This is a genomic window from Wolbachia endosymbiont (group B) of Chesias legatella (genome assembly GCF_964026945.1).
Classification (GTDB): domain Bacteria; phylum Pseudomonadota; class Alphaproteobacteria; order Rickettsiales; family Anaplasmataceae; genus Wolbachia.
Genome location: NZ_OZ034711.1, coordinates 1350889 through 1375859, shown reverse-complemented (window position 1 = coordinate 1375859; position 24971 = coordinate 1350889). Strand labels below are relative to the sequence as shown.

General features: G+C 34.1%; 22 protein-coding genes and 1 tRNA gene. 11 read left to right on the top strand and 12 right to left on the bottom strand.

All coding sequences use genetic code 11. The features are described 5' to 3' along the window. Positions 1 to 7: 7 nt before the first annotated feature. Entirely contained in the window at positions 8 to 307 is a 300-nt protein-coding gene (locus AAGD65_RS06460; RefSeq protein ID WP_264682471.1) for a transposase, read from the bottom strand. Positions 308 to 535: 228 nt separating this feature from the next. Further along, complete coding sequence (locus AAGD65_RS06455; RefSeq protein ID WP_214303143.1) at positions 536 to 889, bottom strand: TrbC/VirB2 family protein; 354 nt, start codon at positions 887 to 889, stop codon at positions 536 to 538. Positions 890 to 1017: 128 nt separating this feature from the next. Here AAGD65_RS06455 and AAGD65_RS06450 point away from each other — a divergent pair, with 128 nt between their 5' ends. From AAGD65_RS06450 to AAGD65_RS06435, 4 genes are all read left to right on the top strand, one after another. Continuing rightward, positions 1018 to 1833 (top strand): YihY/virulence factor BrkB family protein, encoded by an 816-nt coding sequence (locus tag AAGD65_RS06450; RefSeq protein WP_264682477.1) that lies wholly within the window; start codon positions 1018 to 1020, stop codon positions 1831 to 1833. A 10-nt stretch (positions 1834 to 1843) separates the two neighbouring features. Next, positions 1844 to 2584, top strand: coding sequence for an SDR family oxidoreductase (locus tag AAGD65_RS06445; RefSeq protein WP_264682479.1), 741 nt, complete (start codon positions 1844 to 1846; stop codon positions 2582 to 2584). Positions 2585 to 3006: 422 nt separating this feature from the next. Further along, positions 3007 to 6303 carry a carbamoyl-phosphate synthase large subunit gene (carB, locus tag AAGD65_RS06440; protein WP_264682481.1) on the top strand — a complete coding sequence of 1099 codons (3297 nt, stop codon included), beginning with the start codon at positions 3007 to 3009 and terminating at the stop codon, positions 6301 to 6303. A 301-nt stretch (positions 6304 to 6604) separates the two neighbouring features. After that, on the top strand, positions 6605 to 6952 hold the full coding sequence (locus AAGD65_RS06435; RefSeq protein WP_264682484.1) for a diacylglycerol kinase: 348 nt from the start codon (positions 6605 to 6607) through the stop codon (positions 6950 to 6952). Between the two features lie 6 nt (positions 6953 to 6958). Here the strand turns inward: AAGD65_RS06435 and AAGD65_RS06430 are convergent, their stop codons facing one another. Genes AAGD65_RS06430 through AAGD65_RS06420 form a run of 3 tightly spaced genes read right to left on the bottom strand, consistent with a single transcriptional unit; the run spans position 6959 to position 11784 of the window. After that, positions 6959 to 7912, bottom strand: coding sequence for an RluA family pseudouridine synthase (locus AAGD65_RS06430; RefSeq protein ID WP_395460862.1), 954 nt, complete (start codon positions 7910 to 7912; stop codon positions 6959 to 6961). Beyond that, positions 7912 to 9720 carry a coiled-coil domain-containing protein gene (locus AAGD65_RS06425; RefSeq protein ID WP_264682486.1) on the bottom strand — a complete coding sequence of 603 codons (1809 nt, stop codon included), beginning with the start codon at positions 9718 to 9720 and terminating at the stop codon, positions 7912 to 7914. Before AAGD65_RS06425 ends, AAGD65_RS06430 begins: the two co-directional genes overlap by 1 nt. Before the next feature lie 45 nt (positions 9721 to 9765). Beyond that, entirely contained in the window at positions 9766 to 11784 is a 2019-nt protein-coding gene (locus tag AAGD65_RS06420; RefSeq protein WP_264682488.1) for a ComEC/Rec2 family competence protein, read from the bottom strand. A gap of 96 nt (positions 11785 to 11880) precedes the next feature. Here AAGD65_RS06420 and AAGD65_RS06415 point away from each other — a divergent pair. Both AAGD65_RS06415 and AAGD65_RS06410 read left to right on the top strand, forming a co-directional pair. Then, positions 11881 to 11957 (top strand) — tRNA-Met (locus AAGD65_RS06415). A gap of 453 nt (positions 11958 to 12410) precedes the next feature. Further along, a complete protein-coding gene (locus AAGD65_RS06410; RefSeq protein WP_341810921.1) occupies positions 12411 to 12602 on the top strand; it encodes a hypothetical protein in 192 nt (63 codons plus the stop codon). Positions 12603 to 13028: 426 nt separating this feature from the next. On the opposite strand, the gene tmk is transcribed toward AAGD65_RS06410, so the two are convergent. Next, entirely contained in the window at positions 13029 to 13631 is a 603-nt protein-coding gene (gene tmk / locus AAGD65_RS06405; protein WP_264682490.1) for a dTMP kinase, read from the bottom strand. A 106-nt stretch (positions 13632 to 13737) separates the two neighbouring features. Between tmk and AAGD65_RS06400 the strand changes: the two genes are divergently transcribed. The 3 genes from AAGD65_RS06400 (at position 13738) to AAGD65_RS06390 (ending at position 17287) form a co-directional block, all read left to right on the top strand. Continuing rightward, the gene (locus tag AAGD65_RS06400) at positions 13738 to 14310 is read left to right on the top strand and encodes a thioredoxin family protein (RefSeq protein ID WP_052264880.1); all 573 of its coding nucleotides are present in this window, start codon (positions 13738 to 13740) and stop codon (positions 14308 to 14310) included. A gap of 5 nt (positions 14311 to 14315) precedes the next feature. Beyond that, positions 14316 to 16034 (top strand): monovalent cation:proton antiporter-2 (CPA2) family protein, encoded by a 1719-nt coding sequence (locus tag AAGD65_RS06395; protein ID WP_264682495.1) that lies wholly within the window; start codon positions 14316 to 14318, stop codon positions 16032 to 16034. A 92-nt stretch (positions 16035 to 16126) separates the two neighbouring features. After that, on the top strand, positions 16127 to 17287 hold the full coding sequence (locus AAGD65_RS06390) for an aspartate kinase (RefSeq protein ID WP_264682497.1): 1161 nt from the start codon (positions 16127 to 16129) through the stop codon (positions 17285 to 17287). Positions 17288 to 17302: 15 nt separating this feature from the next. On the opposite strand, the gene recF is transcribed toward AAGD65_RS06390, so the two are convergent. Together recF and bcp are read right to left on the bottom strand one after the other, a co-directional pair. Then, complete coding sequence (gene recF, locus AAGD65_RS06385) at positions 17303 to 18382, bottom strand: DNA replication/repair protein RecF (RefSeq protein ID WP_264682499.1); 1080 nt, start codon at positions 18380 to 18382, stop codon at positions 17303 to 17305. Between the two features lie 8 nt (positions 18383 to 18390). Next, positions 18391 to 18858, bottom strand: a complete 468-nt coding sequence (gene bcp / locus AAGD65_RS06380) for a thioredoxin-dependent thiol peroxidase (protein WP_264682501.1) — start codon at positions 18856 to 18858, stop codon at positions 18391 to 18393. 63 nt (positions 18859 to 18921) lie between these two features. Between bcp and gshB the strand changes: the two genes are divergently transcribed. Next, positions 18922 to 19848 (top strand): glutathione synthase, encoded by a 927-nt coding sequence (gene gshB, locus AAGD65_RS06375; RefSeq protein ID WP_264682504.1) that lies wholly within the window; start codon positions 18922 to 18924, stop codon positions 19846 to 19848. On the opposite strand, the gene murG is transcribed toward gshB, so the two are convergent. After that, positions 19833 to 20855 carry an undecaprenyldiphospho-muramoylpentapeptide beta-N-acetylglucosaminyltransferase gene (gene murG, locus AAGD65_RS06370; RefSeq protein ID WP_264682506.1) on the bottom strand — a complete coding sequence of 341 codons (1023 nt, stop codon included), beginning with the start codon at positions 20853 to 20855 and terminating at the stop codon, positions 19833 to 19835. The two genes, gshB and murG, sit on opposite strands and share 16 nt — an antisense overlap. A gap of 73 nt (positions 20856 to 20928) precedes the next feature. Between murG and AAGD65_RS06365 the strand changes: the two genes are divergently transcribed. Next, positions 20929 to 21288 carry a hypothetical protein gene (locus AAGD65_RS06365; RefSeq protein ID WP_264682507.1) on the top strand — a complete coding sequence of 120 codons (360 nt, stop codon included), beginning with the start codon at positions 20929 to 20931 and terminating at the stop codon, positions 21286 to 21288. A gap of 1 nt (position 21289) precedes the next feature. Here AAGD65_RS06365 and lpdA read toward each other — a convergent pair whose 3' ends face one another. The 3 genes from lpdA to AAGD65_RS06350 form a co-directional block, all read right to left on the bottom strand. Further along, positions 21290 to 22675 carry a dihydrolipoyl dehydrogenase gene (gene lpdA / locus AAGD65_RS06360; RefSeq protein ID WP_264682508.1) on the bottom strand — a complete coding sequence of 462 codons (1386 nt, stop codon included), beginning with the start codon at positions 22673 to 22675 and terminating at the stop codon, positions 21290 to 21292. Positions 22676 to 23352: 677 nt separating this feature from the next. Further along, complete coding sequence (locus tag AAGD65_RS06355) at positions 23353 to 23832, bottom strand: disulfide bond formation protein B (RefSeq protein WP_264682509.1); 480 nt, start codon at positions 23830 to 23832, stop codon at positions 23353 to 23355. A 98-nt stretch (positions 23833 to 23930) separates the two neighbouring features. Beyond that, positions 23931 to 24959 carry a hypothetical protein gene (locus tag AAGD65_RS06350; protein WP_264682511.1) on the bottom strand — a complete coding sequence of 343 codons (1029 nt, stop codon included), beginning with the start codon at positions 24957 to 24959 and terminating at the stop codon, positions 23931 to 23933. Positions 24960 to 24971 lie beyond the last annotated feature (12 nt).

Below are 24971 nucleotides of genomic sequence, written 5' to 3'. Positions count from 1 at the left end.
ATTAATCTTAATATTGAGTTTTTTTTGATGCTTGTGAATAGCTGATAACTTGCAAAATTTTTCCTATTTGCTCCAGATATCCTTTTATAAACCCCACAGTTTGTCTCAAGCCAATTCTAAATATATAAGTTATTATATGAACCAAAATCACAACTTTATCGCTGTAAATATTGTTCCCACCTGCTACTTTTGGTCTATTTTCGTGCCAATTTTCAATGGCGTAGTTGATATAATGAAAAATATTTCCCCTCTCTTGGAGAAATTTGTTATATTCATGGCAGTTACTGACTCTCATTTTTTGTGACATATTTTTCTTTCGTAGGTTAAATGCTTGTCTTATAGTGAATTTTGTCAGTAACTGCTAGCTCTTTTTACTTGAGTGATGCAACAAAGCCATCCCAGTGTCACGCACTGGGATGACAAGGGAGGGACTACTCGAATAACACCTTTATGGTGGCTTAAGTCACAAGTTCGTACAGTCATGGTGCTTCTTTAAGAAGCACCATTTGCTAATGTTTTGAAGCTTTAATGCTTATTATACGCATGTATTTTTTGTTGCATCCCATCTTTTACCATCAGGGCAAGCAGTTGCACCATCTTTACAGATCACACCACCTGGTACTATTTTTGAAACAACTACAGGTGCACCAAAAAACACAGCAGTAAATGCACCGAGTGCAAAGAGCGCCGGCCACGGCATTCTGCCAAATATCGCAAGCAAAGCTGCACCTATTATCACTATTGTAATCATAGGCCCGCCTATACCGTGAGTATAGCCTACTATTTTGCATATTGTATTGGTTGTTGCATCATCAGTAACAGCAGCAGCAAAAGCATTATCAAATGCAAAGGAAAGAATTAAAGCTACAAGTAGAAGAAAATTTTTCATTATGCCTCCGTATTTAACGCTGGATTATCTATCATTTTGATTAAATTTAAGTAAACGGTGAGGATTTTTTGCTTAAAAGTATGCTTTATTTCATTTAGAATACTTTTCTTAGTTTATTTATATTACAAGTGCTACAGAAATTTTATAGTATCGTTTATTGCCTTTATCGTGCTTTAATTGACACAATTTATAATGATGGAGTGGAGCATGCAGGGTATCTATCATTTTTAATCCTGTTATCAATATTTCCTTTTCTTATTGTTTTAATAGCCATGGCATCAACGTTCGCAAATTTCTTAGATCAATACAATGTCGGCTGGGCATTTATTATTGATAACATGCCACAGGATATTTTATCATCTTTGATGCCACGTATTAGGGAGATAATATCAGGCCCTCCGCAAAGCTTATTAACCTTGGCAATTGTAGGAGCTGTTTGGACTGCCTCATCGACAATTGAAGGATTTAGAACGATATTGAATAAGGCCTATAAAGTTCCGGTTTCATCGCCTTATATATGGAGAAGGGTGCTCAGTATATTACAATTTTTAGTAATTACGCTTGTTACAACTCTGACTATAGTATTTTTTACATTAGTGCCAATGTTAATTGATTTTTCTTACCAAGGGCTAAGTTATACTAGATATTTACTTATTGAGTTTGTGCTTTTTACTATAGTATCTTGGCTATATTTCACATTGCCAAACATAAAACAAAACTTATCAGACGTATTTCCCGGATCTTGTGTGGCTGTTATTCTTTGGACGATCTCTGCTTCAGCTTTCAAGCAATATTTAAAAGCTTCCTTTGACCAACTGAATTTGATATATGGAAGCTTAGGTGGTGTGGTAGTATCGTTACTATTTTTTTATGTGCTAAGTTTAATTTTTATATATGGAGCAAAATTTAATTTTCAGCTAAAATATTTCAATAGATCTTGCTAAGGAGAAAGAAATGGGTGACTTAGAAGGTAAAATAGCTTTAATTACCGGAGCTTCAGGTGAAATAGGTTCTTCTGTTGCAAAAAGATTTGTAAAAGAAGGTGCATGTGTAATTCTGATTTCCAGATCTCTTGATAATCTCAAGCCATTGTATAACGAAATTGAAGAGCTTAAAGAAGGCTCTGTGAAACTAATTCAGCTTGATCTTTTAGACTTTGAAAACGTAGAAAAACTGGCAAATATGATAGAAAGCCCAAAATTATCAGAATCTGGAACACTTGATATACTGATTACATGCACTGAAATTTTAGGTAAGTTGAGCTCTGTTCATGATTGTGAGCTTGAAGATCTACAGAACGTAATGAATACAAATTTTACTGCCAGTTGGTACTTGCTAAAAAATTTGGGTCCAATACTAAAAAAGTCTAATGCTGGAAGAGCGATATTCATGACCTCAGAGATAACACTTTCTCCTTCCTCTTATCCATATTGGGTACCATATGCTGCAAGTAAGGCTGCACTAGAAGTAATGGTGAAGATATATGCATCTGAGACAAAGCATACGAACTTATGCATAAATGCCGTGTATTCGGAAGAGCCTATCGATAGTGAGATGTATAAGCAAGCATTTTCGGGAAAAGATATATCTGAATTAGTATCGCCTGAGAAGTTAACAAATAAATTCGTAGAGTTGGCTTCTGATGACTGCAGTATATCAGGACAAATCTTGCCACTTAGCAAATCTACCGAGTAAATTACCATAGTATCTGCAAAGATACCGTTAAGCCCACAACTGTATGAACATTGTGATTTGAGTCCACTAGGAAGGATGTCATCCCAGTGCCTCTATGGTGTCATTCCAGTCTGGAATCTAGTCTTTATTGTGCGGCCACTTATTTAAAGTTAAGTTTTCTGGATCCCAGACTGGGATGACACCTCTGGGCACTGCCGTCATAAAGGAACCAGTGTCAGCTACTTGAATGACATCATTTGCTGTGCAATTTACCTTCAAAAATGAATGTTTGTACAGCTGTGTGTCAAGCACTGGAATCTGCCACGCAAATTGCAATGTTCGTACAGTTATGCGTCAAGCCTAACAGCAGTTAGGTTTAATAAAAATTCACATATGCAGGAAAGATTGGTAACATTATTTGAGTCGAGACTGTTATTATAATTATGCCAAAACGCACAGATATAGAATCTATATTAGTAATAGGAGCAGGCCCAATAGTCATAGGTCAGGCATGCGAGTTTGATTATTCTGGAACGCAAAGCTGTAAAGTATTAAAAAGTGAAGGTTATAAAGTCATTTTGGTTAACTCCAACCCCGCAACTATAATGACAGATCCTGAATTCTCTGATGCAACTTATATTGAGCCGGTACTGCCTGAAATCATAGAAAAAATTATAATTAAGGAGAGGCCAGATGCAATATTACCAACAATGGGCGGGCAAACAGCACTGAACTGTGCAATAAAACTTGCAGATGATGGAGTGTTAGACAAATACAACGTAGAATTAATAGGGGTAAATAGAGAAGCAATAAAAAAAGCGGAAGATAGAGAATTATTTCGCCAATCCATGGATAAAATAGGGCTAAAATACCCAAAAAGTATCATTATAAAAAATCAAGAACAAATAAAAAAGGCTTTGGATTACATTGGATTACCAGCAATCATCCGTTCATCATTCACTCTTGGTGGCGCAGGTAGTGGCATAGCATACAATAAAGAGGAATTTTTCAATATCGCAGAAAGTGCTCTGAAAATTTCACCAATAAACGAAGTTCAGATAGATGAATCAATTATCGGCTGGAAAGAATATGAAATGGAAGTTATCCGTGACTGTAAGGATAACTGTATAATAGTGTGTTCAATAGAAAATATTGATCCAATGGGAGTGCATACCGGAGATAGTATCACAGTTGCTCCTGCTCTGACTCTGCGTGACGTAGAATACCAACAGATGAGAAATGCATCTATAGCAGTGCTAAGAGAAATTGATGTTAGTGCCGGTGGTGCAAATGTTCAGTTTGCAGTGAATCCTAAAGAAGATGGAAGCCTCGTTGTGATTGAAATGAATCCAAGGGTTTCTCGCTCTTCTGCACTTGCTTCAAAAGCAACAGGTTATCCTATTGCAAAAGTTGTAACTAAACTTGCTATCGGCTATTCACTCGATGAGATACGTAATGATTGCGCTCCAGTTATACCTGCTGCATTCGAACCAGTGATTGATTATATCGTCACTAAAATTCCTCGATTTGAGTTTGAAAAATTTAAAGGGACGAATTGTGAATTATCAACTTCCATGAAATCGGTGGGAGAAGTGATGTCAATCGGCCGCACTTTTAATGAGTCACTACAGAAAGCTTTTCGCTCACTTGAAACAGGGCTAACGGGACTTGATGAAGTATTTCCTGAAAATACTGATATTGATCACATTAGATCTCAATTAGCAAAATTGCTGCAAAACAGATTACTGATTGCTGCTGACGCAATGCGCCACGGAATTAGCATAGAAGAAATAAATTCGATTACAGGTTATGATTTATGGTTTTTGCAAAATATACAGCAAATTATATTAGCTGAACAAAAAATCAAGGAAAACGGCCTTCCTGAAACTGCATATGAAATATTAGAGCTGAAAAAAATGGGCTTCTCAGATGCAAGGCTCGCAAAGTTAAGTAATAGACCTACCTCTGTCATCCCAGCTGGGATCCAAGAAAAAAATAGGTGGATTCCAGTGTCACGCACTGGAATGACATCAGAGCAAATTGAAGCAATGAGGAAAAAATTTGGTGTTAATCCAGTTTATAAACGTGTAGATACCTGTGCAGCTGAATTTGAATCGAGTACTGCTTATATGTATGGATGTTATGAGGGAGACATTACAAAGAGGACAGAATGCGAAGCGGACATTTCTGACCGAGAAAAGGTTGTCATTTTAGGAAGTGGTCCAAATCGCATTGGTCAAGGTATTGAGTTTGATTATGCATGCGTTCATGCAGTTTCTGCCACCAAAGAAATGGGATACGAAACAATAATGATTAACTGCAATCCCGAAACCGTTTCAACTGATTATGATACCGCTGATCGTTTATATTTTGCACCACTCATTGCAGAGGATGTGCTTGAAATACTAAGTAAAGAGCAAGAAAATGGCACACTAGTTGGTGTAATAGTTCAAATAGGTGGTCAAACGCCTTTAAAATTAGCCAAAGTGCTGAACGAAAGAGGTTTTAATATCTTGGGTACATCTTTTGATTCTATTGACCTTGCAGAAGATCGCATGAGATTTAAAAATCTTGCTTTGCAACTTAATTTAAAACAACCTGAAAATTCTATCTGTCATTCAGTGGAAGAAGCGTTAATCAACGCAAAAAAGGTGGGGTTTCCATTATTAGTGAGGCCATCCTATGTCCTTGGTGGTCAGTCTATGTCAATTTTGCATGATATTGATAGCTTCAAAGAGTACGTCCTGAATCACACTAAAATTTTTGAGCATGGTTCGCTGCTTCTTGATAAATTTTTAGTCAATGCAGTTGAGGTTGACGTTGATGCTGTATGTGATGGGGAAAGAGTTTTCATTGCAGCGGTTATGGAGCATATTGAAGAAGCTGGTATCCACTCTGGCGATTCAACATGTTCAATACCGACAAATACATTGAGTGACGAAGTAATAAAAGAGATCGAGCTCCAAACTGAGAGAATAGCATTAGCATTAAAAGTGAAAGGTCTGATAAACATTCAGTTTGCTGTTCAAGAGAGTGATGTATACATACTTGAAGTAAATTTACGAGCTAGTCGAACCGTTCCTTTTATTTCCAAGGTGATCAACATTCCTATTGCAAAGCTTGCCACTCAGGTTATTTTGGGTAAAAAATTGAATCAGGAAAACAAGCCTTTCAATCATTTTGCAGTTAAAGCTGCTGTTTTTCCATTTACCCGCTTTGCAGGAGTTGATACTTTACTTGGTCCTGAAATGAAATCAACAGGAGAAGTAATGGGAATTGACTCATCTTTCGAAGCTGCACTTGCAAAAGTGCACATGGCTGCAGGATACAAGTTACCAACAGAAGGAACAGCTCTGGTTTCAGTAAAAGATGATGATAAAGAGTATATATTGCCTGTTGCACGAATGTTGAAAGAACTGGGCTTTGAAATATATGCAACTAAAGGTACAGCTTCGTATCTGAACAATAACGGCATTGCTGCAAAAGCTGTAAATAAAGTGAGAGAAGGCAGACCCCACATAGTTGATATGCTCAAAGATGGAAAAATAAACCTAGTGATCAATACCTCAAAAGGTGTAAAGTCAGTTTCAGATAGCAAAGATATTCGCAGAACTGCTATTTTGCAAAATATAGCTTACAGCACCACAGCTTCTGGAAGTAAAGCGTTAGTGCTTGCAATTCAGTATGTAAAGAATAGCACTTTGGAAGTGAAATCATTACAGCAAGTACAAAACGTTTAAATATTAAAACTAATATTACTCTACTTCAATGAGAATTTTGTAACGTAGCAAGTTCAAGTGAGTTAGAAATTCAATTAAAGAGATTTTATTATGGTTGTCGATATATAATTGCCTTGAGAATTTGGTTGCTCGTTGAAATGCTTTGTACTAATTCTCTTGATTCAAACAATATGCTAGATTTTGACTATAAAAATCTTTGTACTTATAGACTGCTTTGCAAGTAATCATTACTGAAAGGTGCTTTCATGCATTTTTTACCTGAGTGCAATAAGTATAATTCATTGAGTTTCCAAAATTGATAATGAAGAAAAGTATTATTCGTCTAGTAAAGGCAATTCAATATTCTTGTGAAGGAATAAAATCAGCTTTTGTATCAGAAGTTGCGTTCAGACAGGAGTTACTGCTTTTTATAATATGTGTTTCAACTTTGTTTGTTTTAGATGTAAGTAATTTAGAACGTGCAGTAATGGTAAGTAGCCTATTTTTGGTGTTAATTGTAGAAATTATTAACACTGCTTTTGAAACAATAATTGAGCGTATTTCCAGTGAACAACATATACTTTCAAAAAAAGTGAAAGATCTAGGTAGTGCAGCAGTTTTTCTCTCATTAATTAACTTCTTGATAACATGGATGATAATATTGATATGAATGTTGTTAAGATATATTTTCAAATTCACCGATTAAGACTTGCATGTCTTGTGGTAAATCAGAAACAAATTCTATATATTCTTTACTTTTTGGATGATATAAGCCTAGCGTGTGAGCATGTAGTGCCTGTCTATTGAAATTACGGATAAAGTCAGAGTTTTTAGCATGTTTTTCACTTTTACTACTATTTTTTCCGTAAACTTGATCACCAACTACAGAATGTCCTATGTGGCTCATGTGTACTCGAATTTGGTGTGTTCTGCCTGTCTCTAAAGTACATTTAACCAGGCTTGCTTGCCCTATAATTTTCTTCACTGAATAATGAGTGATTGCTAATTTACCTGCTGTTTTTGTGACACACATCATTTCTTTATTACTGCGTTTTGGAGCAATATGGGTTTTTACTGTTCCTTGCAGATTAGGTAATGCTCCCCAAATTACTGCTAAGTATTCCCGTTTTATTTTACGATTTGATAGCAGTTCAGACAAGAAGCTGTGGGATTGTTCATTTTTTGCAATTACCATGAGTCCACTAGTATCTTTATCAAGCCTGTGAACAATTCCTGGTCTTGTATTTATATATGGAATTTTGCCAAGGTGAGCGATCACTGCATTCAGGAGTGTATCATTGTTTGTTCCAGCACCTGGGTGTACTGTTAATCTACTTTGTTTACTCAGAACTATAATGTCCCCATCTTCGTAGATGATATCAAGCTTTATATTATAGTTAGGTTCAATTGATGTGGATATGTCAGGTTGAACGAGATGTACTATATACTCTTCACCTGGTTTTACTATGTGGTCATTATTAATTATCGGCGTGCCAAGTAATGTTACCCGCTCATCTTGTATCAATCTTTGTGCTTTACTGCGTGATATGTTACACTTTTTAGCTATGTAAGTATCTAGCCTTAATTTTTTTTCGTCACTATTAACATTTAAGGTTATATCTATGGTCACTACCCTGCGCAAGCTACTTTGAATGCTGCATGAACATCTGGATTCACAAAATCAACTTTTGTACTAGGTTGAATTTGAAGGCCGTCTTGTTTTTTAATATGGCAAATTGTTTGAGAGCCATCTTTCCAGTAAATTATTATTTTATTATCAAAATCCCGTAGCGTTAACTCCCTCTTTTCTTCTTTTTTATCTTTTTCTTCTAGCTTAATAGACTCTAATAAATAATATAGAAAGTCACTTGCTTTACCGTTAACTTTTTTTCTCCATTCATCCATTTTTTCTTGTTCAGATAATTCTTTTTCCAATTTTGCATTTTCTTGCTCCAGCTCTTTCATCCTTTTTTTTGATTTTAATAATCTATGTTTTTCTATTGCTTTTTTCTCTTCATCTCGCTGTTTTTCAAGAGAAGTAGCAGTAATACTGCCTTCACTGCTATTAGGTTCATTTGATTGAGTCTGTTTATTCTTTAATTCTGCTAGCTCATCTTTTACTTTTTTTAGTTCTTCTTCTAATTCGTTCTTTATCTTTTCCGCTTCTTCTTTTTGTTTTTCCAATGTATCTATGAACTCACGATCATCGCTAATTGTTCTTTCTCCAGATTGAAAAAAGCCAACTAATCTGCTTGGTTCAAATCGCTCAACCTTATCTTCAGCGATTTTAATAGTATTCTCTAAACTAGAAAAAATGCTTTCAATTTTTAGTGAATTTGTTCTTTTTGCCAGCTCTTTAGCTTCGCTTAAAATGACCATCATTTCCTTACGCAACTTATCTAAATCTTTTTTGATGTCTCCTCTAATTCCTTGTAGATGAACAAGTGTTTCTTGAATTTCATCATTTGCAGGTTTTAGAAGTTTGCTATCAAGTAGATCTTTAGCTTCATCTAAGCGCTTATCAAATGAGTCAACAATTTTATCTGTAAAATTAGTCAAGTGCTTATCTAGTAATTTTATTAATCGAGATATTGGATCATTTTCTTCCTCATCTTTTGTCTTTTTTTCCATTACCGATACAAAACCACCTCTTCTGCATGGAAAGAGAATATCTAAATTATTAAATTTTTTAACAATATTATGATTATTGTTTATCTCATTGGTTTTTAGCTTGCTGAATGTTATACATATTCCAACGATAGCAATGATACTAGCCAGTACAACTGGAACCCATTCCAAAGCCTGAATATTGGCAAAGCTCAATCTATTTTGTATTAACGCACCAACTATAATTACAGCACTAATTACATATGGTATGGTAAGAAAAATGGCCTTATTTTTATTCTCTTGTATTTGATTATCTAATATTTTTTTCTGATTTTCAGAAATTGGCAAAACTATTGAAAAGTTTGCTTTTTTGGAATCTATAAGACTTAAATTTGGTTTTATCTCTATTTTCAGAGCATTTTCAGCGATTTCACTCATCTCGTTGTCTTTGCCACCTCTAATTTTATTATTTATTAATTCCTCTATCAACTTTTCTCCTTCTTTTATCTCCTGCTTATGCATATATCTCATAGCAGAAGAGGCTACAAAAGTTGTTAAAAGAATAATAGAAACCAAAGTGTAAATTGGCATGAATGTTGGGTTAAAAATATCTGTAATAAACCTTAGATCATTATGGGTTATTATTATTGCAGCTACATAAGCCAAAGAAAATTGAAGCCAAATATTTACAATCGCTATGGGTAGAGTGTTACTTACAGAATATTTCTTTGTTGCACGCCATAACCTAGGAAAAAAACCAATAGCATCATCTATTTTGGCAAAATTATGATCTACTTTAACATTGAAAGGATTTGTTGTATCTAAAGGCATAAATTTCCTTACATCCTAATTAAGTAATTATATATAAATGATACTTTAAAAACAAGTTTTTGGCTTATGCCAAGGACGATTAGAACGCACTTTACTAACGTTTACGCCACTATTTGTTAGCCAAATAGAATGTGTACCATATACTTCTAAATCAGAATACTTGATGATTTTAGTATTGCAAGCTGGGTGATTGAATTTGCTTAGCTGAATTACTAGATCGACATTGTTACAATTTTCTAAAATATCTTCTCTTTTGTGAGCTAGCAACACTGACTTATTATTTCCTTTATTATATATACAGCCATAATCATTACATTTTAGCCTTTTGTTTGAATTACTGAATTTAGTATGATTCACAATTTGATTCTGCCCGTTTTGCTTTGCCCACGTTTTGACAACAAAATTTCTGTTTTTTCTAGTAAGAGAATATAGTAAATTGTCACCTTCTTTTACAGCAAGATTATCAGCACTGACTAGAATATCAGGAGTTCTATACATAGCGCTAGAGAAAATACCTAGCAGAATAAAGAAAATTCCAAAGAAACGCCAATTCCTTTCCCACAGGCACAGCCACAATAACCCAAGCGTTATTATAATGATCGATGATGCAGGAAAAGTGCGAATAGGAATAACCAGATACTGAAGATTAGCTATTGCATTTGTTATATATAAAACGCTGTCAATTGGGCGTTCCATGAGAGGCGTTATAATCCACTGAGTACCTAAAGGAATCAATAAAACATAGATTATTCCAAGTGGAATAATAATGAGTGTAACTATTGGTATAGCAACTAAATTTGTGATAATGCCGCTGATTGAAAAATAATTAAAGTTGTATATTGTGTACGGAACCGTTGCTAAACTTGCTATTATTGAGCTGATCATTATCGACACAAAATATTTTATTATTTTTAAAAATTTGTTGGCATTGATCTGATAGCTGGCAACCAGTGCTAAGACAGCAGAAAATGACATTTGAAAACCTGGCTTTAAGATTGCTTCTGGCTCCACTATGAGTATCACCGAAGCAGCAAACGCAATTGCTATTAATCCTCGATATTTTCTCTCTATCATTATTGCAACAAGTACTAAAATTACCATAATATACGCGCGCTGAGCGGAAATTTGCATACCAGTGATCAATAGATAAAACGTGGTTGGCAAGATAGTAAAGAATGCAGATATTTTTTTAGTGTTATATTTAAGAGTCAAAGTTTCAGATATTGCAAATAAATTACGGAATATTATAAAAAATAGACCAGCAACAAACGATAAATGTAAACCAGATATAGCGAATAAATGTGCTATACCTGAGTCTCGTATTGCATTCATAGTTTTTTGATCTATCCCGTCTTTTTTGCCAATTAATAATGCAGAGATTATGTCCGCGTGTGGCTTTTTGGTATTTTGCTGTAGGTTTTCATAGATATATTGACGGAAAGATTCTATATACTCTTGAAATTTTCTTGCTTCAGCCTTTTTGTACAGGACTATTTTGCTTGTTGCAAAGCCTGTGGCATTTATTTTCTGATAATATGCTATTCTTGCAAAATCATATGCATATTCCGAAGGCGCAATTTTTGGAGGAAAGAGTTTTGCTGATAATTTTACTTGATCCCCTATTTTAATGCCTTCTTCCGCTTTGGTTCTAACTGATATTCTGATGCTATCTAACTTAAACTTCGTGTTTTTTATTTCATAAAGCAAAAATTGCTCATACGAGCCCTTGTTATTAATATCCTTCACTGTAGCAACAATATCTTTCACATACCTTTCCTTATCAAGAATGTGAGTATTAACTGAATCTGTTCTGAATTTGCTGGCTGTAAATCCTATGAGCACTGCAATTAAAGAAATGCATAATATTGCGTATTTCCTGTATAATATTGCAATCAGAATTAGTATAGGTGAAAGCAAGAGAAAAATAGATATAGTGAAAGCACAGCTTGGTTCAAAATTTAATGAGAAATAGGTTAAAATTCCTGCACACTGAAAAACAGGGAACCACAATATCAAGTTATATTTTTCATTGCACAGATTGTTATGTATATAATTTACTATCATGTTAAGAAAGGTTAATAGATATATAAATATATGTAATAGTGTGATTTTATTCTTTTATTTATTATTATTACGCATATAATAATAAATAAGCAACGACGCGGGATGGAGCAGCTCGGTAGCTCGTCAGGCTCATAACCTGAAGGTCGTAGGTTCAAATCCTACTCCCGCAACCATCTTTCAACTGTACAAACATTGTGATTTCGGATAGAAGAATCACTTGACAAACTTTACCAGTCTCTTATCATATCAATAAGAGTATTTATCCTTGTTTTTGGGCTCAACAACAAAATTCAGTAAAAAACTCAGACATTTATTGGCAAATTACATTAAATTATAGTGGCTGCATGTCTTTTTTATTTTTTCTACATTTAGCCAAATCACGCTTGTTAGTACATTATCAATTTAAATTATTAAAACTCGCTATTCGGGACTTCTTTTGCCTTTTTTCTATTTGGTTGGATGATTTTATAAATTAATTAAAATATTCATAATATTGATTTCTTATCACAACAATGCTATTATTAAGCTAATATTACTTTTAGTGAGGTATGAGCAATGGTTGATGTGGCTTTTATTGGCGTAAATACGGTTATTGATAACGGATACAGAAGAAAAATAAACTCGTTATGTCAGGGTTATTTTTAGCTGTATCAGCAGCAACTGCTATCTGGTTTATCTTTCCTGGATCGCAAAATGTACTTGCTCCATTCTTGCTTCCAGCTATATTCCTTCTCTTGACTCTGTCTATGGGATATTATACGTTTCTTTTTGATTGTGAGAAAAAGTCTGTAGTAGAAAATGTTCTAGGTATCTGCTGAGTCAGTTAAGAGAATGCGTTGCCAAGACGAGATCGAATCTTTGCTAGCAAAAACAAGAGATACCACAAAAAATAAGTTTTGTAACATACTTTTGTTTTGAGGATCGTATCAAAGCGCACAAACTTGCTTTATATGTAAGAGAAATTGATAGCGTTGCATCCTCGATAAAAGACGAGGATCTGTTAAATCACTTTGATCAATTTTTTACCATAACTGAAGTAAGCAATAAGAATAGTAGAAATGAGCTAATTAATTGCGCAAGAACATATAGAACAATAAGTGAAAAACCTAAAGATGAAATACAAAGTTTTTTAGCTAATCAAAAAGAGAATCTTTCATATGAAATAACGTCACCTAAAATTGATAATTTTTTACCACAAGTTAATATAGTGAATGTTTAAATTAGCAAAAGTTCAATAAGTATACCTAAGCCCTTGCAATAGTAATTTTATCAATAATTTCATTGTGTATGTGATTGTCACTTTTTGTTTCAATTTCAGTAATAACACTGCACCTGTTGGGTTCTTTTTCAGCTATTTCTTGAAATCCTTTTCGAACTTTATTATAAAAATCAACGTCCATCTCTTCATATTTATTTTTATCCTTTGCTCTGCTGAGCCCAACTTGAACATCAATATTTAGAATAAATGTGACATCTGGATATTTAATGCCCACTAATTTGTGTAAGTCTTTTATTAGCCTTAAGTCAACACCGAGCCCATATCCTTGATACGCAATAGTTGAATCGATAAATCGATCACAAATAACTGTCTTTCCCTCTTTAAGAGCTGGTAGTATTAATTCTTTCATATGTTCATATCTCATTGAGGTAAGTAATAAAAGTTCAGAGATGGGATCAATATTATCCTTAAGTAGTGATCCTCTTATTTTTTCTGCAAAATCAGTACCACCTGGTTCTCTAGTCAATACGACATTATTTTCACCGTGAATTTGCTTGAAATAATTTGCAAGTAACTCAGACTGTGTTGTTTTACCAGAACCATCTATTCCTTCGAAGGTTATGAACATAAATTTTATAATTACAATGCTAAATGCAAACAGTGTACATAGAAACCATTTGACATTTAAGCAATAAGATCATAAATTATATACGGTATACAATTCTCTATGAGCTATGGTTACGCTAGACACTCCTAAGATAGATTTAGACTTTACTGCAAAGAATTTCAATCTCTTGGGAGTGGATAACAAATATTATACATTAAGTGACTGCTATGGGGAAAATGGTCTTATTGTAATGTTTATATGCAATCACTGTCCTTACGTTCAATCAATTATTAGCAATCTAGTAAGCGATGTTAATTTGTTGAAAAAAGATTATCAGGTAAACACTGTTGCAATCATGCCAAATGATGTGAATAAGTACCCAGAAGACTCCTTTGAAAACATGATTAATTTTGCCGAGAAAAATAAGTTTACATTTCCATATTTAATTGACAGTAACCAAGAAGTAGCTAAAGAGTATGGTGCTGTTTGTACCCCTGATTTCTTTGGGTTTAACGCTGATTTAAAACTTCGTTATCGTGGACGTTTTAACAATGCAAAAAAAGAGAAAGTTCAAAATTATGAAATAGGAAGTAGTGATTTATTTCAAGCGATGAAATTTATTGCAAAAACTAGCAATCCTCCAATTGACCAAAAATCAAGTATTGGTTGCTCAATCAAGTGGTCTAATTCTACAGGGTAAATATCATGCACAGCAGCTCTCAGCATTTGTTTGATATTATAATCTTACTTTCAGCTGCTGTGTTCATAGTCATAGCGTTTTGGAAAATGAATATTAGCCCAGTGCTTGGTTACTTCGTTGCAGGCGCATTGATTGGTTCTCATGGATTTAATCTGATACATTCAGTTGAAGTAATGGATAACTTTGCAGAGTTTGGCGTAGTTTTCCTATTGTTCATTATAGGTCTTGAATTGACATTTGAACGCCTTATCGCTATGCGTAGGCATGTGTTTGGATTTGGTTCCCTTCAAGTTATAGTTACCATGATAGCAATATGGTGTATTGCTCTTGCCTTTGGAGTGAGTACAAACATGGCAGCAGTTATTGGGGGTGGACTTGCACTATCCTCAACAGCAATAGTGTTGCAGGTTCTGCAAGAAAAGGGTTCTCAAGCAAGCCAAGTTGGCAGATTGTCAATAGCAGTGCTACTAATGCAGGACTTTGCAGTGGTACCTCTAATAGTACTAGTGCCCCTGCTTACTGGCAATTCTGAACACAGCTTAATAAGCTCGTTGGCAGGCTCATTAGTGCAAGCAGCTATTGCATTGGTGTTGATATTTGTAACTGGTAGGTTATTACTGAGGCCATTGTTTTCGGTTATTGCCAAAATGGAGAGTAATGAAATCTTTATATCAACAACACTTCTGATAATATTAGGATCAGCATTTATTACTGAACAATTTCATTTATCAATGGCATTAGGCGCATTTGTTGCTGGGTTACTAGTTGCAGAAACAGAACACAGGAATTCGGTAGAACATGCAGTATTGCCATTTAAAGACTTATTTCTTGGTTTATTCTTTATGACTGTTGGCATGTCTATTGATATTGACCTTTTACTCAATAAGTTACCACTCGTTACTTTATTATCAATTATCCTTATCGTTTTAAAGACGTCCATTATATATACATTGTGTAGATTTTTTGGATTTAGAAGTGCACCTGCAATACAAGCTGGATTACTGCTTGCACAAGGCGGTGAATTTGCATTTATTTTATTCCGTTTAGCAGATGAATTAGATGTACTATCAAGTGAAATCGCTCAAGTGCTTATGATGGTAACTACAGTAACTATGGCTTTTACTCCTCTTTTATCGGGAATTGGAGACTGGATAGCAAATTCATTTAGCACTGAAAAAATAATACTAGACGATGAAGCAATCGAAACAGACACACAAGATCTTTATAACCACGTAATAGTTGCCGGGTTTGGTAGAGTGGGATATATGGTAACGAAAATGCTTACTGCGGAGCATTTAAGTTATGTTGTTGTAGATATTCAATCAAAAATAGTAAAAGAAGGAAAAAATGACAGTTTTCCTATATATCTTGGAGATGCTACAAGATATGAAATTTTAAAATCAGTAGGAATAGAAAGAGCTCAAGCTCTTGTGGTTTCGATAAAGAACGAAGTTACTATAAAGAAAATAGTTTCTCTAGTTGCAGCAAATTTTCCGCATGTAAATATTATAATACGTTTGCCAGATTTGAATAATGTGGAGGTTTATAAAGATCTAGGGGCTAGTAAAATTATTCCCGAAACATCTGAAATTGGATTGCAGCTAGGTGGAGCAGCATTAAGTTTAAGTGGAATTAGCGAAAGTGGAGTTACATCTTTAAAAGGTAAATTTAGAAAAGGCAACTACAGTATGTTAAAAGAACTTGGTAATGATAAAGATGAATAGCCCTATATCACTTTAATTAGTGACCAGAAAAAACACATTTAATTAAGCAACTGTACTCTCTAGAAAGGTGAAAAATTGACCTTATTGTAACTATGAACAAAATAATCATAAAAAAATTTGGTGGGACTTCACTAACTGACTTAAATCGAGTTGCAAACCTGATAAAAAATGATATTGAGAAAGGTTGTAATGTAATCGCTGTTGTATCTGCTGCTGCAGGATTCACTGACCAAATGGCTTTTCAAGCTAGGCAAATTTCAAATTTAAATTGTAGACAAGAGTTATCAGAGTATGATGTTCTCCTTTCAGCAGGAGAACAGATCTCTTGCGCATTATTAGCTATCACTCTTCAATCTATCGGAGTTAATGCTAAATCATGGCTCGCCTGGCAGTTACCAATTGTAACGGATAATTTTTATTCTGAGTCTAAAATAAAAAAGATAAAAATTGACCATGTAAAAAGATCTTTTGCTGAGGGTTATACTGCTGCAATCATTGCTGGTTTTCAGGGTATACACGATGATAGAATCACTACTTTTGGTAGAGGAGGATCTGATATCTCAGCAATTGCCTTTGCTGTAGTCTTTGGTATTAGGACTTGTGAAATTTTTACTGATATTGACGGAATATATACAGCAGACCCAAAAATTGTTCCAAGGGCACGCAAGCTTAAATCTATCTCTTACAATGAAATATTGGAGATGTCGTCATCTGGTGCTAAAATATTGCATAATCGTTCAGTACAACTTGCAATGAAGCATAATATTAAGGTGCAGGTGTTATCCACTTTTGAGGAAGTAGAAGGCACTACAGTACTACACGAAAAAGATGTACTGGAAAGATACTTAATTACTGGAATAACTTATAGCACTCACGAAGCTCTTGTAACTTTTACTAACTTTGCAAATACTCTGGATACTTTAAGAGATATAGCAGGAGCAAACGTTAAAATTGACATGATACATGGGTCAAGCTTTTTGATTTCTAAATTTGATGTTGATTTAATGACAAAGTTATTTAACAAAAATGAAAATTATGTCGTAAACAATAATATAGCTAAAATTTCAATAATTGGTATTGGTGTTATGTCTAACACTGAAGTGATGTACCGCACACTCAAGGTTTTAAGCGAAAAAAAGATAGAAATACTTGCTGTCACAATGTCCGAAATCAAGATCAGTATAGTTGTTCAAAAAAAACACGCTGAGGCTTTAATTAGAGATTTACATACCGAATATGAGCTTGATGTATGACAGCACGCTTGAAATTTATTTACTTGATAATTCAAAAAACTTGAAAGAGCAAAGATAGTTATTGAAATTATCTTGATTTACATCGGTTATCCAAGTTTGACATTGAATACTTAACACCTCCTCCATTAACACCTTTCTGTAATCTTTATCCAGATGCGACATTATATCGTCAAGCAGAAGAAGAGGTGCTTTATTGTAATGAATACACCTTGCTTTTACACTAGATAAGATGATAGAAAGCAGTAATAGCTTTTGCTCTCCAGTAGAACAAAGATTTATTGGCATGTCCCCTTTTTGGCAAAAAACCCAAAAATTATCATTATGTACAGAAAAGGTTACTCTACCAGTTAATGAGTCTTTTTCTCTGTTTTCCTTTAGACGATTCTGAAAATATTCTGCAGTATCGTTCAAAGTTAGCTGACTGCTAAATTTCAAACTTGCCTTTGGAAAAAACTCACAAGAATGGTTATCAATTGTGCCCTGTAGTATTTTTAAAACAGACAAACGCATACGTAAAATATCAACTGCATTGGTAGCCATGACGTTTTCAAGGCTAGAAAGCCAATTTTCATCCAAGATATTCTCTCTCAATAGTTCACTTCGTTCACGTTTAGCTTTTCTATATTTCATGTAGCAATAGGTGTAATTTTCTTCAAATAGTGAAACTATACGGTCTAAAAATTTTAACCTGTCGCTTGGAGAATTAAGAAGAATATAGTCCATTTGTGGAATTAGCCATATTACATTAGATATTCTATACAAAGATGAGTAGCTTGACTGCGTTTTCCCATCAATTTGTATTAATTTCTTATTAAGATTCTTTCCTATACCAATTGAGTTAAGCTCTGCTCCATTGAAAAAGTCATAGTGTACTGCCCAATCTTTATTACTGAATCTATTTTGCATCTCATTTGCTTTTGCTTTTTTCATTCCGTTGCTTTTAGCAAGCAATGAGATTGCTTCAAGTATATTAGTTTTCCCAATACCATTTTTGCCAGTTACTACAACTGGTCTATCATCTAAATCCAGTTCAAAGTTTGAATGACTACGAAAGTTATATAATTTCAGTTTTTTTATATAGCAATGGGTAGTCATTCTTTAATTTATATTCTCCTTACTTCCTCTAGAACCTCATCAACATGTCCACTAACTTTTACGTTTTTCCAAATCTTCACTACTTTACCTTTTTTATCTATTAAAAAAGTAGTCCGCTCTATTCCCATATACTTCTTAAAAAACATGCTCTTCTCTACCCAAACACCATATTTTCCCAACATTTCAGCATTTTCATCAGAAATCAAAGAAAATGGCAGAGAATATTTTGCTTTGAAGTTAGCGTGGCACTTAACGCTATCTTTTGATACACCAATTATCACTGTGTCAAGAGAAGAGAAATTTTCTATTTTGTCTCTAAAGCCTTTTGCCTCCATTGTACAGCCTGGAGTATCGTCTTTAGGATAAAAATAAAGGACTACATTTTTTTTATCAAAAAATTCACTCAGCGATAAAATCTCGCCAGAATCTGTTGGCAAACTAAAATCAGGTGCATTATTTCCTACTGTTAATTCCATACTTTGCTCCATTAATAACACTTTTATGGTACTATAGTATATTGTAATAAGAAGGAAGAATAAATGAAAGTAGCTTTTCAAATGGATAAAAGTATAAACTTCGAAAGTGATACTACATTTGCATTAATAAAAGAAGCTCAGAGGAGAAAGCACGAAATTTTTGTCTATGTCCCTAATAATCTAGCACTCAAGTTAAATCAGCCAATCGCTCTTGCTCAGAAAGTCAGCGTTGATGATTGTAGCTTCATTTCAAAAGAGGATGTAGTAATCAACCTAAATGAAATTGATATCATATTTATCAGGCAGGACCCACCTTTTGATATGCGTTACATCACAACTACCTATATTTTAGAAAAAACCAGTGCATTGATAATTAATAATCCAACAGAGATAAGAAATTGTCCTGAAAAATTAATTACTTCACTATTTCCAGAGTTAATTCCTCCAACTTTGATCACTGAAAATATATCGATGATGAGAGATTTTTACCACAACTATCAAGATATCATCTTAAAACCATTATATAGCTATGGAGGAAACGACGTAATAAGGATACAGGACAAAAATAGTATTCAAGTAGTAGCAGAGCTCATGGTTGCAAAATATGAATGTCCTGTAATTGCACAAGCATTTTGCAAGAATATAGACAGAGACAAGAGGATACTATTGCTAGATGGTAAACCAATAGGAGCAATGAAGCGAGTTCCAAAAGCTAGCGGAGAAATTAGAACAAATATGCGGCTTGGAGCAAGTTTTGAATCTATTGAAATGAATGATAGAGACACTGAAATATGTAATAAAATTGGTCCTGAGCTAAAGAAAAGAGGGCTAATATTTGTTGGTATTGATATTATAGATGACTTCCTGCTCGAAATTAATACTACCTCACCTACGGGAGTAGTTTATATCAATAAGTTGTATAGTAAATCACTAGAAAAAGAACTATGGGATGCATTTGAAAAAAAAGCAATTCGTCAACTAAGTTCTTGAGCTATTGCCTTAATAAATTCAGTAACTCCATTCCTTATTCTTGTTTTCTTAGTATTATTAGCCATATCACGCAATTTTTGACAATTTTGCAATAAATCAACTAGCAACTCTCCTAGATTCTTTTTCGCGTTACTATTTTGCTCAACTATTACAGCTGCTCCCGAATCTTCAATATGTTTTGCATTATAAAATTGATGGTTATCTTTTGAGTGAGGATAAGGAATATATACAGCAGGACGCTCAGCAAGAGTAATCTCTGCTATTGAAGTTGCCCCTGCTCTGCTAATTACCAAATGAGCATTGGCCAGTTTATTTTCCATATCATCGAAAAACTCACTTAACTCACAATCAATTCCTTCATTTTTGTATAGACTCTTGACCTTGTTTATATTTTTCTTCGTACATTGCTGCGTTACTCTAATCCTCTCTTTTACTTCAACAGGTAGATCACAAATTACGCTGCTCACTACATCATCAAAAAAATTTGCACCCTGACTGCCTGCTATTATTAACACGTTTAAAACTGTTTCAGCTCTAGAATAGCCTTGTACTTCTATATCGACAAAATTTCCTGTAAAAACGCATTTACTACCTTCTGCATACTTAGTCTCTGGAAAGCTAGTTGCAATTAATTTTGCACTCTTGAAAAAGAATCTATTTACTCTCCCTAAAACTATATTTTGTTCATGTAAAATTATAGGTATAGAAAAAATCTTTGCTGCAAAAAGAGTTGGAAAAGAGGCGTAGCTACCAAAACCAATGATTAGCTTTGGTTTTAATTTTCTTGTTTGATACAGTGCTAATACACAACTATACATTAACAAAAAGAGAAACTTCAATTTGTTGCCGCTTGGCTTGCACAATGGTAAAATATAACTTTCTACATTGATTGTTTTTTGATCCGTAAATAATATACAATTGTATCCTTGTACCTTTAGTGCCCTTGCTAAGGTTATAGCTGGAAAAATGTGTCCACCTGTACCGCCTGTTGCTAGAATAATAGTCATCTGTAAGTAGTAATTTGATAATAGATTGTTAATTATTTTTTAATACTTTGCATGTAAAATTTTATCAAGCTTTATGATAGTTGAGTTAAAAATGCCTAAAAGTAGTGACAGTAAAAAAGAATCTAACGTAAAAAACAAGCCTCAAGAACAAAGCAGAAGAGGAGGTTTATTAAAAAACATAATAAAAGCTCTCTTCAATTCGGTTGTTGATCTACCTCAACAAGAACAACTCAATAAAAATATTGATAGACAACAAGGTTTAGATAGTAAAAGAAAAAGCCCAGAGGATCTTAATCGGGAAAAAAAGCTTGAAGTGAAAGAAGCAGCTGAAGGGTTAAAAGAAAAGTTAGAAAAATCTGATATTGGTAATCAATCTATTAGAATTGAATCGCCTAATCAGGATACTTGTAGCTCCAAAACGATAGAACGTTAGTTCAACTATTCAGCGATTCACCATCTGCAGCAAGTACTGACTCATGTATCATCTCTGAAATGGTTGGATGAGGAAAAATCGTAGATTTTATGTCGAAGTCTGTTCCTTCTAGTTGCTTTGCAAGAGCAAAATTGCTAATTAACTCTGTTACTTCCGCACCTATCATGTGGCTACCCAGAAGTTCGCCTGTTTTTTTGTCTATAATTGTTTTCACTAAACCTTCAGTTTCACTTAGTGCAATAGATTTACCATTAAAGTTGGAGTGAAATTTTCCTACTTTTATATCGTATCCACTTTTTATTGCCTGTTCCTCAGTAAGGCCAACGCTTGCTACTTGCGGATGAGAGTAAGTGCAATTTGGTATGCACTCTTTTTTTAACTTATGAGCATTTTTACCGGCAATTTTCTCAACACAGATTACAGCTTCATGACTTGCTTTATGCGCTAAACATGGGGGACCAGCTACATCACCTATTGCATACACACTTGATTCACTTGTTTCATACCACTCATTCGTTTCAATGAAACCAGAAGGACTCAACTTAATTTTTGTATTTTCTAAACCTATATTTTCAGTGTTTGCTTGCACGCCAACTGCAACAATCACCCTATCAAATTCTTTGCTCTCACCACTACTTAGTAACACTTGAGCAAAGTCTTTATTTTTAGTCAAAGCTTTTACGCTACTGTTTGTATATATTTTTATCCTTTGTTTTGTGAATATTTCTTGTGCTAAATTTGAAATATCTTTATCTTCCAGCGGCAAAATAGTGTCTTTTACTTCTATAATTGTTACATCAACTCCCAAAGTACTATAAAAACTTGCAAATTCTATTCCTATTGCACCAGAACCTATGATTAGTAGAGATTTTGGTAACTTCTTTGGAGTCATAGCGTGCTGCGCATTCCATATTAAATCTCCATCTACTTCGATTCCAGGAAGATTTCTTGCCCTTACACCTGTTGCTAAAATGATATGCTTAGAAGAAATTTCCTCCTCCTTCTTATCATTAAGAATTTTTACAACATAGTTACCTGCAAGTTTACCAAAGCCTTGATGAACTTTGATGTTATTTTTTTTCATCAAATACTCAACACCACTTGATAGCTTATCAACAACGTTCCTTGAATATTTCACTATTGATTGTATATCAAAACTTGTATCCTTTACTTTTATGCCAAATTCTTCTGATCTTCTTATTAATCTATAAACTTCAGACGCTCTAAGTAGCGATTTTGTTGGTATACATCCCCAATTTAAGCATATACCACCCAAATTTTCCTCCTTTTCAACAATTGCAGTTTTAAGTCCAAGCTGCGCCGCTCTAATTGCTGCTATATAACCACCAGGACCGCTGCCTATAACTGTAATATCATACTCATTCATCAGTTTTCTTCGTATGCAAAAGACTATATATAACAGATGGAACCCGTATGATCAATGCTCAGGTGCATAGAAGCGGCTTGACAAACCTTCCCACTTTTCTTCTTATATCAATAAGAGTATTTATCCTTATTTTTAATCTCCGCGGGTTTAACAACAAAACTCAGATATTTATTGGCAGATTACATAAAAATTATAGCGGCTACATGTTTTTTAAATTTTTTCTACTTCAGCCAAAACACGCTTGTTAGCACATTATCAATTTACATTATTAAAACTCGCTATATAGGGATTCTTTTGCCTTTTTTTACTTAGTAAATTTATTAATATTTATAGCTAAAGCTTCAGGCCAGCACTTGATGCTGAAATCTTTACTACAAATAAGCATATTGAGCACAAAATTATGCTAAAATACAACGTTTTTGGTGAGACTATGGACAAACTGAATCCCAGTATCTGGGCACTGGGATGACAAGAAATAGGCTGCTTTCATAACAATGAAAGGTTATTTGGATGATAGCTGCACTTCCAGTTTCAGCTACTCGGATGACAAGAAAGAGGGCACTGGCATGCTGAACCATAATGTTCGTACAGCTGTGCAAGAATCAGTGGGTGTGACTTGCCAAATTTTTAAATTACGGACAGCACCAAGTAACGAACAAGTACAGCGTCTATACCAGTTACTGTTGTACCTTATTTCTTTCTCCACAATACATTTTACCTGATAAGAATAGAGCTACTATAAGATAAACAAGATTCCATGTTGCTAACGAAACACCAAAAATATAATGAGGCCTGTCACAAGATGGAGAGTAATTAGGGTTTAATAGATTATTTCTTAGCTCTTCTATGCTAACGTTGCCACTTGCTTGCTCTGTACAGCCTAAAACATCATGAAATAAGTGAAGTTCAAGACCTATATGATAAAAAGATATTATTGCACCAATGAGATAGCTGCAAAACATTGCATAGATTAGAATTTTGTTGTCTTTGAACATGTACGCAACTGCAAGTAACCCTGCAACATAGTAAACTACTCGCTCGTATATACATAACTTACACGGTATCATATTGAAAAAATACTCTAGCACATATGCAAAAATCAGAGCAGCGGCACTTGACAGCAAAAAGATTGTAGAACTGTTATTTATATCTGACATAATTAACGAATTACCACAACAACCGAAAAAGTCAACTTTTGTTTAATAATGTTCTATATAATTATAAAGCGACACATATCACTCTATAACTTTTTTATCTAGCCTCTATGCATGTATTCACAGCTAGATACTGATTTAGTTTGCATACTAGTTACAACCCTAGTATCACTATCTATTCTTGCAATCTCTTCTTTAGTATACAATTCATCCTTGTTTTTCGTCCAGCTATTGTCATATTGAATATCAACTTCTCCTCCATTGGTTTTAAACCCAAATGTTTCTTTTATAAGCAATCTTTTCTCTTCTTGTAATCTATTAAGATGTTCGCTAAGACTTGTATAATCAGAAGTAGGAAGAACCTCATTAATAGGACTGTTATATACAATATTTTCCATTAGTGTATAAATGTGATGCGGTGATGATCGGAGAGTAGGATAATACTTTTGAAATCTATGCTTTATCTCATTATAAAATTCCGTAACCTTTACTTTACCAGCATCACTTACAGCAACTATAGCATTCTCAATATTTGTTATACCGTCATAGTCGTGACCTGTCTTGTCATTTTCAGCAACCAAAAAGCCCTGCCTAGCATGAATCTTACCAACTTTCTTGTCTTCTTTAGGTGAGATATCAAAATCAAAATAGATCATAGGAGATTTCAATACCAACAACATAAATATACGCATACTGTCTATCTCAACACCAAAAGATAATCTTTTACTTTCTGGAATAGAGTATAGATCTTTGAAATATTGAGATACAGTGTATAAAGGACATTTAGATAGTTCTGTTTTCTTATCTGTTTGTAAGTGAAAGCTAAATTCATACTCTCCTAAATCCAGCTCATTAAAGTCTATAAGCTCTATGTTTTTGTTTGGGTTAAACTCTCTGTTTGATATTTTATTCTCCAACTCTTTACGTTGCGTAGGAGTAAAACCAGATCCATTTATTACTAACTTCACTACACGCGTATCTTCTCTTTTTGCCCATTCGCTCAATCTCTCCAAATATTTTTCTGGAATCAGGTATCCATATCGCCTTGGAAGCCACTGAAATACTAAAGGTGTATCAACCGTGAAAGTATGTGGAGATCCAGGCCTTAAATCTTGTCCTTTATAATTCATAGCAAAAGTACT

Coding starts and splice junctions, on each gene's coding strand:
- murG (WP_264682506.1), bottom strand. CDS start 20,855: ATGACTATTATTCTAGCAACAGGCGGTACAGGTGGACACATTTTTCCA.
- AAGD65_RS06400 (WP_052264880.1), top strand. CDS start 13,738: ATGGTTACGCTAGACACTCCTAAGATAGATTTAGACTTTACTGCAAAG.
- AAGD65_RS06445 (WP_264682479.1), top strand. CDS start 1,844: ATGGGTGACTTAGAAGGTAAAATAGCTTTAATTACCGGAGCTTCAGGT.
- gshB (WP_264682504.1), top strand. CDS start 18,922: ATGAAAGTAGCTTTTCAAATGGATAAAAGTATAAACTTCGAAAGTGAT.
- AAGD65_RS06460 (WP_264682471.1), bottom strand. CDS start 307: ATGTCACAAAAAATGAGAGTCAGTAACTGCCATGAATATAACAAATTT.
- AAGD65_RS06390 (WP_264682497.1), top strand. CDS start 16,127: ATGAACAAAATAATCATAAAAAAATTTGGTGGGACTTCACTAACTGAC.
- AAGD65_RS06425 (WP_264682486.1), bottom strand. CDS start 9,720: ATGCCTTTAGATACAACAAATCCTTTCAATGTTAAAGTAGATCATAAT.
- carB (WP_264682481.1), top strand. CDS start 3,007: ATGCCAAAACGCACAGATATAGAATCTATATTAGTAATAGGAGCAGGC.
- tmk (WP_264682490.1), bottom strand. CDS start 13,631: ATGTTCATAACCTTCGAAGGAATAGATGGTTCTGGTAAAACAACACAG.
- AAGD65_RS06365 (WP_264682507.1), top strand. CDS start 20,929: ATGATAGTTGAGTTAAAAATGCCTAAAAGTAGTGACAGTAAAAAAGAA.
- recF (WP_264682499.1), bottom strand. CDS start 18,382: ATGACTACCCATTGCTATATAAAAAAACTGAAATTATATAACTTTCGT.
- AAGD65_RS06395 (WP_264682495.1), top strand. CDS start 14,316: ATGCACAGCAGCTCTCAGCATTTGTTTGATATTATAATCTTACTTTCA.
- AAGD65_RS06410 (WP_341810921.1), top strand. CDS start 12,411: ATGTCAGGGTTATTTTTAGCTGTATCAGCAGCAACTGCTATCTGGTTT.
- AAGD65_RS06435 (WP_264682484.1), top strand. CDS start 6,605: ATGAAGAAAAGTATTATTCGTCTAGTAAAGGCAATTCAATATTCTTGT.
- bcp (WP_264682501.1), bottom strand. CDS start 18,858: ATGGAATTAACAGTAGGAAATAATGCACCTGATTTTAGTTTGCCAACA.
- AAGD65_RS06420 (WP_264682488.1), bottom strand. CDS start 11,784: ATGATAGTAAATTATATACATAACAATCTGTGCAATGAAAAATATAAC.
- lpdA (WP_264682508.1), bottom strand. CDS start 22,675: ATGAATGAGTATGATATTACAGTTATAGGCAGCGGTCCTGGTGGTTAT.
- AAGD65_RS06355 (WP_264682509.1), bottom strand. CDS start 23,832: ATGTCAGATATAAATAACAGTTCTACAATCTTTTTGCTGTCAAGTGCC.
- AAGD65_RS06455 (WP_214303143.1), bottom strand. CDS start 889: ATGAAAAATTTTCTTCTACTTGTAGCTTTAATTCTTTCCTTTGCATTT.
- AAGD65_RS06350 (WP_264682511.1), bottom strand. CDS start 24,959: ATGAATTATAAAGGACAAGATTTAAGGCCTGGATCTCCACATACTTTC.